Annotated in this window: 7 protein-coding genes; all 7 read right to left on the bottom strand. The window is 70.1% G+C overall.

The features are described from left to right. Positions 1-445: electron transfer flavoprotein subunit beta/FixA family protein (locus tag BLR99_RS20705; RefSeq protein WP_139160193.1), on the bottom strand; the 445-nt coding region annotated here is incomplete at its 3' end. Positions 446-506: 61 nt separating this feature from the next. Further along, complete coding sequence (locus BLR99_RS20700) at positions 507-1,538, bottom strand: Bug family tripartite tricarboxylate transporter substrate binding protein (protein ID WP_011797321.1); 1,032 nt, start codon at positions 1,536-1,538, stop codon at positions 507-509. Between the two features lie 115 nt (positions 1,539-1,653). After that, entirely contained in the window at positions 1,654-2,664 is a 1,011-nt protein-coding gene (locus tag BLR99_RS20695; protein ID WP_046059795.1) for a Bug family tripartite tricarboxylate transporter substrate binding protein, read from the bottom strand. 88 nt (positions 2,665-2,752) lie between these two features. Further along, positions 2,753-4,027: a CaiB/BaiF CoA transferase family protein gene (locus BLR99_RS20690; protein ID WP_011797323.1), complete on the bottom strand. Its 1,275-nt coding sequence runs from the start codon at positions 4,025-4,027 to the stop codon at positions 2,753-2,755. 66 nt (positions 4,028-4,093) lie between these two features. After that, entirely contained in the window at positions 4,094-4,903 is an 810-nt protein-coding gene (locus tag BLR99_RS20685; protein WP_011797324.1) for an oxepin-CoA hydrolase, alternative type, read from the bottom strand. Positions 4,904-5,095: 192 nt separating this feature from the next. Then, on the bottom strand, positions 5,096-6,229 hold the full coding sequence (locus tag BLR99_RS20680) for an acyl-CoA dehydrogenase family protein (protein ID WP_011797325.1): 1,134 nt from the start codon (positions 6,227-6,229) through the stop codon (positions 5,096-5,098). Then, positions 6,229-7,437, bottom strand: coding sequence for an acyl-CoA dehydrogenase family protein (locus tag BLR99_RS20675; RefSeq protein WP_011797326.1), 1,209 nt, complete (start codon positions 7,435-7,437; stop codon positions 6,229-6,231). Before BLR99_RS20675 ends, BLR99_RS20680 begins: the two co-directional genes overlap by 1 nt.

The following is a 7,437-nucleotide window of genomic DNA, read 5'->3' as shown; positions in this document are numbered from 1 at the left end:
TCACCTCCACCTTGGAAGCGAAGGTGGCCTGCGGCAGGTCCGCGAGCGCGGCCAGCATCTGCCCGGTCTGGTTGGAGTCGTCGTCGATCGCCTGCTTGCCCAGGATGACCAGTTGCGGCTGCTCCTTGTCCACCAGGGCCTTGAGGATCTTGGCCACGGCCAGCGGCTGCAGCTCTTCGGCCGTCTCCACCAGGATCGCGCGGTCCGCGCCGATCGCCATCGCCGTGCGCAGCGTCTCCTGGCACTGCGTGACGCCGCAGGAAACCGCGATCACCTCGGTGGCCACGCCCTTTTCCTTCAACCGCACGGCCTCTTCCACCGCGATCTCGTCGAACGGATTCATGCTCATCTTCACGTTCGCGATGTCCACACCCGTGTTGTCCGACTTCACGCGGACCTTCACGTTGTAGTCCACCACGCGCTTGACGGGGACCAGGATTTTCATGGGATGACCTCGTTGGATAAAGGATGGAAAAAGAAGAAATGGATGGGGCCGGGACGCCCGGTCACTCGGATGCGATGCCCTTGTCGCGGATGATCCCGCCCCACTTGGCGTAATCCTGCCGCACGCGCTCGGCCATCTGCGCCGGGTCCTGGAAGTGCGCGATGGCGCCCGCGCCCAGCAGCCGCTCCTGCGTGTCCTTCTCGGCCAGGATCTGCCGCACCTCGCCGGCCACGCGGTCCACCACCGCCTTCGGCGTGCCGCGCGGCGCCATCAGGCCGCCCCACGACACCGCGTCGTAGCCCTGGAAACCCTGCTCGGCGATCGTAGGCACATCGGGCAGCACGCCCACGCGCCGCGGCGACCCCACGGCGATGGCGCGCAGCTTGCCGGCCTGCACGTGCGGCAGCGCCGCCACCAGGTCGGCATACATCACCGGCACCTGGCCGCCGATGGTGTCGGTGATCGCGGGCACGCCGCCCTTGTAGGGCACGTGCTGCATGTCGAACCCGCCCATCTGCTTGAGCAGTTCCATGCTCAGGTGGCCGAAGCTGCCGGTGCCCGAGCTGGTGTAGTTCATCGGCGTCTTCTGCGCCTTGGCGTGGGCGATGAGCTGGGGCAGGGTCTTCACGTCGGGCAGCTGCGCGGGATTGACGACCACCACGATCGGCAGGTCGTACACCGTGGCCACCGGCGTGAAATCCTGGAGCGTGTCGTAGCCGGTCTTCCTGTAGAGGTGCGGCGCCAGCAGCGTGGGCGTGGCCAGCATCATCAGCGTGTAGCCATCCGGGTCGGACCTGGCCACCTGCAGCGCGGCGATCGAGCCCGACGCGCCCGGCCGGTTGTCCGCCACCACGGCCTGCCCGAGCCGCCCGGCCAGCTTCTGCCCCACGATGCGCGAGGCCGTGTCGGTGGGTCCGCCCGCGGGGAAAGGCACCACCAGCCGGATCATCTTGCCGGGCCAGGCAGCGGCCGGCGCGGACGGCTGCGCCCCGGCCGTGCCGGCCGACAGCAGCGCGAGCGGCCCGGCGGCGGCGAGGCCCAGCAGCGTGCGGCGGTTGGCGCGGGCCAGGGGGGCGGTGGGGAACAAAGGCATTCGTCGTGTCTCCGGTTGCGGTTCTGGGTTCAATGGAAAAAAAGGGGCAGGGGGTCGCGGCGCCTTTCCAGCGCCGCCATGGCAGGGAGCGCCCCTGCCCGCGCCCGCCCGGCCGTCAGTCCAGCTTGGCGCCGGCCGCCTCGACCAGGGCCTTCCAGACCGGCATGTCGCGGCGGTAGTTGGCCTGGAAGGCCTCCGGGCTGTTCATGAGCGGCATGAAGCCCGCGCCGCGGATGCGTTCGAGCAGTTTCGGATCGCGGGCGATCTCGCGCAGGTGGGCCTGGAGCACGTCCATCACCTCCCTGGGCAGGTTCGCGGGGCCGCCCATGGCGACCCAGCCGAAGACGGCGTACGCATCGTCCGTCACGCCCTGCTCGTGGATGGTGGGCACCTGGGGCAGGATGTCCATGCGCTGCGTGCCGGTCACGCCGATGGCCTTCAGGCGCCCCGAATCGATGAAGGGCTTGGTGTTCTGCGCGCTGGAGAAGCACAGCTGCAGTTGCCCGCCGATCAGGTCCTGGATCATGGGCGCCTCGCCCTTGTAGGCGACGTGGGCCATGTCGGCGTCCTGCGTCTTGCTCATGTAGGCGCCGCCCAGGTGCGCGTACGAGCCCACGCCCCAGGAGCCGTACGAGACCTTGCCCCGGTTCGCCTTCACGTAGGCGAGCAGTTCCTTCATGTTGCCGGCGGGCACGGAAGGGTGCACCACCAGCGTGACGGGCGCGGCCGCGATCTGCGTGATCAGCGTCAGGTCCTTCTGCGGGTCGTAGGGCAGCTTGGTGTAGAGGAACTGGTTGATCAGCATCGAGGTGCTGAGCGAGAGCAGCAGCGTGTACCCGTCCGGCGCGGCCTTGGCGACCGCGTCGGTGCCCAGGATGCCGGCCGCACCGCCCCGGTTGTCCACCACCACCGGCTGGCCCATGCGCTGCGACAGGGCTTCGCCCACGCTGCGGGCGATGATGTCGGTGGCGCCGCCGGCGTTGAACGGCACGACCAGCCGGATGGGCTTGGTGGGCCAGGCGGCGGCATTGGGGGTCTGGGCGGGGGCCGTGCCCAGCCAGCCGGCGCCGCCGAGCGCGGCCATGCCGTGCAGCACGGCGCGGCGGTGGAATCGGGAACCTGTCATGGTGTTGTCTCCGGGGGTTCTCTGGGGAAGATCGGCTCCGGTGCGCCGCCTCTGCGGGCGGCCTGGTGCAACGGGCCGGCGGGGAAAATCAGACTGGCGGGGGTGCCTCCGGCAGCGTCAGCACGCCGCGCTGCTGCAGGCCCTGCAGTTGCTCGTCGCTCAGTTGCAGCAGGCGCTGCAGCACTTCGCGCGTGCCCTCGCCCAGCGTGGGCGGCGCATGGCGGATGGGCAGGCGCTGGCCGTCGATACGGTAGGGCGGCGCGAACACCGGCGTGGTTCCCGCCACGGGGTGCGGCATGTCCTGCAGGAGGCCGCCGCGCCGCGTGCGCTCGCTGGTGAGCGCCTCGTGCAGGCCCGCCACCTTGCCGCAGGGAATGCCGCAGGCGGTCATGCGTTCGAGCAGCACGTCGCGCGGGAAGGCGCGGATCAGTTCCGTGAGCATCGGGCCGATCTCGTGGCGGTTCTTCGCGCGCTGCACGTTGGTGGCGAAACGCGGGTCTTCCACGATGTCGGGCCGCTCGATCACCTGGCGGCAGAACTTGTCGAACTGGGCGTTGTTGCCCACGGCGATGATGAGCGGGCCATCGGCCGCCTCGAACATGCCGTAGGGCACGATGGAGGGGTGGGCGTTGCCGTAGCGCGCCGGATCGCGCCCCAGCTGCATCGCGTCGAGCCCGTAGTAGCCGGTGACCATGAGGCCGCAGTCGTAGAGCGCCATCTCGATCAACCGGCCCCGGCCGGTGCGGCTGCGCTGGAAGAGCGCCGCCAGCACGGCCTGCGCGGCGTACATGCCGGTCATCAGGTCCACCACGGCCACGCCGAATTTCAGCGGCGGCTGCGAGGCCTCGCCGTTGAGCGCCATGAGGCCCGTCTCGCCCTGGATCACCAGGTCGTAGCCCGGCCGCTTCGCCTCGGGGCCGGTCACGTCGTAGCCGGCCACGGCGCAGTAGATCAGGTCGGGCCTGATCGCCTTGAGCTGCTCGTAGCCCAGGCCCAGCTTCTCGGCACCGCCGGTCTTGAAGTTGTGGATCACCACGTCGAACTGCGGCAGCAGCTCGTGCACGATCCTCGCGCCCTCGGGGCTCTGCAGGTCCAGCGTGATCGACCGCTTGTTGCGGTTCATGCTGTTGTAGTAGGTGGTCTCGGTCCTGCCGATGCGCATGCCCCAGTCGCGCGTGTCGTCGCCGCGGCCGGGGTGCTCCACCTTCACCACCTCGGCGCCGAAGTCTGCCAGCACCTGGCCGCACAGCGGCCCGGCGAACACGCGCGAGAGATCGAGCACGCGCACGCCCTCCAGCGGAAAGTCGATGGCGTCAGGCGCGGCGGCGGAAGTGGTGGCATTCAATGTCTTGTCTCCAGTCATTCGTTCATTGTGATGCGGCGGGCGGCGTGGCCGCTGCCCCCTTCGCGACCCGGCACCGGGAGCGCGTCAGCCCGCCGGGCCGCGCAGGCGCACGTAATCGGGCGCGCGCTTTTCCAGGAAGGCGGCGATGCCCTCGCGCGACTCTTCGGTCGCCTGCGACAGCACCATGCTCTGCGCCTCGCTCTCCAACTGCTCTTCGAGCGTGGCCTGGGGCGCCGCCAGGCACAGCGCCTTGATGCGCGCCATGGCCTGCTGCGGCCCGTTCGCCACGCTGGCGGCCAGCGCCAGCGCGCCCGCCAGCGCCTCGCCCGGCTCGGCCAGGCGGTTGACGGCGCCGAGTGCATGCAGGCGCTCGCCCGAAATCCGCTCGCCTGTCAGGCACAGCTCCGTCAGCACCTGGCGCGAGACGAATTCGGCCAGGAAGGCCGTCGCGCCGCCATCGGGCGTGAGGCCCACCTTCACATAGGCCACCGAGAAGACGGCATCGCGCGCCGCCACCAGCATGTCGCAGGCCAGCGCCAGCGACAGGCCCGCGCCGGCCGCCGCACCCTCCACGGCCGCGATCACCGGCTTGCCGCTGCCGCGCACCGCACGGACCAGATCGTGCAGGCCTTCCAGCTTGGCGCGGCGCTCTTCGACGGGCAGCTCGCGCCGCTTCGCCAATTGGCGCAGGTCGCCGCCCGCGCAGAAGTGGCCGCCTTCGCCGGTGAGCACGATGGCGCCCACCGCGGGATCGTCCTGCGCGGCGGCCAGTGCGGCGGTCAGCGCGGCATAGAACGCGGGCGACAGGGCGTTGCGCGCGGCGGTGTTGTTGTTGCTGAGCACCAGCACGGCGCCCTCGCGGCGCTGCAGCAGGGGCGCGGTCGCGTCAACCATGGCGGCTCCTTTTTCCATTTCAGTTGTTCATGGCGCTATGCGCCACCCAAGTCCCTTGAAACCGGCGCGGCCCAGCCCAGCGGCAGCCGAGCAAGGGCCGCCCCGCAGCGAGGGCTGCGTCCCCCTGCCCGCCTTGCGGTAAGCAAGGCGAGAGCGGGGGGAAAGCGCGCAGCGCTTCAGGGGGGTGTCCACTCAGTGCCCGAGAGCGATGTAGCGCGCCAGGTGGTGGTCTTCATCGCCCAGCTGGTGGTCGATCATCACCAGCCGCTTCGCATAGTGCGCCAGCGGCAGTTCCCAGGTCATGCCGATACCCCCATGCATCTGGATGCTTTCCTCGGCCACGAGCGTGCCGATGCGGCCGATGCTGAACTTGGCGGCCGAGAGCGCCCGCTCGCGCGCGGTGCGGTCCGCGCCATCGATCGCGGCCGCGGCGTTGATGACGGCCGAACGGGCCTGCTCCACCTCCAGCAGCAGGTCCGCCATGCGGTGCTGCAGCGCCTGGAAGCTGCCGATCGGCACGCCGAACTGCCTGCGGGTGCGCAGGTATTCCAGCGTGTGCTCCTTGGCCACGTCCATCGCGCCCACGGCCTCGGCGCAGAGCGCCAGCACGCCCCAGCCCACGGCGCGCTCCAGCACCGTGGCGCCCTCGCCCTCCGCGCCCAGCAGCGCCTCGGCGCCCACGGCCACGTTCGTGAAGACCAGTTCGGCCGTGCGGCCGCCGTCGATGCGGCCATTGGCCTTGCGCGTGAGACCGGCGGCATCGCCGGGCACCAGGAACAGGGAGATGCCCTCCGCGTCGAAGGTGCCGCCGCCCGTGCGGGCCGACACCAGCAGCCAGCCGGCGCTGTCGCCGAACAGCACCACGCCCTTGCCGCCGTCGATCACCCAGCCATCGCCCGCACGGCGCGCGGTGGCCGCCACGCGCGTCGGCTCGTAGTGGCCGCCCGGCTCGTCGTGCGCCAGCGCGGCCACGGCCTCGCCGGCCACCAGCGGTGCCAGCACGGTTTCCTTCTGCGCGTCGGTACCGGCCGCCGCCACGGCGCGGCCCACCACCAGGGCGCCGAGCAAAGGTTCGGCGACGAGGCCACGGCCCAGGCGCTCGAACACCACGCCGACGTCGAAGCCCGCGCCGCCGAAGCCGCCGTCGGCCTCGGTGAACAGCGCGCCGATGGCGCCCAGGTCGGCGAAGCCGCGGTACAGCCCGGGGCTGTAGCCCTGCGCGCCGTAGGCGGCATGGTTGCGCTGCTCGATGCCGGACTGCCCGGCGATGAAGCGGTCCAGCGTGTCCGCCAGCATGCGGCGGTCTTCGGTGTGCACAAAATTCATCACAACCCCAGGATCATCTTGGAGATGATGTTTTTCTGGATCTCGTTGGAGCCGCCGAAGATCGACAGCTTGCGGTAGTTGAAGTAGTTGGCCGCGGCTGCGGCAGCGCCCTCCGGCCCCACGGCCAGGTCTTCGTGGCCTGCATGCAGCGCCTCTTCCTCGAAAGGCAGTGCATACGGTCCCATGGCGCGCCGCGTGAGCGAGAGGATCTCCTGGCGGATCTCGGTGCCGCGGATCTTCAGCATAGAGCTTTCCGCGCCCGGCACGCCGCCGCCGGCCACCGCGGCGATCACGCGCAGATTGGTGGTCTTCATGTTCTCCAGGTCGATCTCCACGCGGGCGAGGCGCGCCGCGAAGAGCGGGTCCTGCGCGAGCGGGCGCCCGTTGCACTGCACGGTGGCGGCCACGCGCTTGAGCTTTTCCAGCGCGGCCACCGAGAAGCCCACGCCCGCGATGTTGGTGCGCTCGTAGGTCAGCAGGTACTTGGCATAGGTCCAGCCCTTGTTCTCCTCGCCCACCAGGTTCTCGGCCGGTACCTTCACGTCGGTGAAGAACACCTCGTTCACTTCGTGCTCGCCGTCCAGCGTGATGATCGGGCGCACCTCGACGCCGGGCGAGCGCATGTCCACCAGCAGGAAGCTGATGCCCGACTGCGCCTTGGCTTCGCGGTCGGTGCGCACCAGGCAGAAGATCATGTTGGCGTGCTGGCCCAGCGTGGTCCAGGTCTTCTGGCCGTTGACGACGTAGTGGTCGCCACTGGCATCCCGCTTCAGCACCGCCGTGGTCTTGACCGAGGCCAGGTCCGAGCCCGCGCCGGGCTCCGAATAGCCCTGGCACCACCAGTCCTCGCCGTTCAGGATGCGCGGCAGCCAGTATTGCTTCTGCGCTTCGTTGCCGTACTTGATCAGCACGGGGCCCAGCATGTTCACGCCGAAGGGCACGATGCGCGGCGCGCCGGCCAGCGCGCATTCGTTCTCGAAGATGAACTTCTGCACGGCGTTCCACCCCGGCCCGCCGTACTGCTCGGGCCAGTGGTTCGCGAGCCAGCCGCGCGCGTTCAGGATGGCGTGCCAGCGTTCCATGTCGGCCTTGTCCAGGCGCAGGCCGGCGCGCACCTTGTGCGACAGCTCGGCGGGCAGGTGCTCTTTCAGGAAGGCCTGCACTTCGTCGCGGAAGGCTTCCTCCTGGGGGGTGAATTGCAGATCCAT

Origin of the sequence: Paracidovorax citrulli, assembly GCF_900100305.1 — a bacterium.
Lineage (GTDB): Bacteria > Pseudomonadota > Gammaproteobacteria > Burkholderiales > Burkholderiaceae_C > Paracidovorax > Paracidovorax citrulli.
The sequence above is the reverse complement of the archived record's forward strand: the minus strand, read 5'-3'. Positions and strand labels throughout refer to the sequence as shown.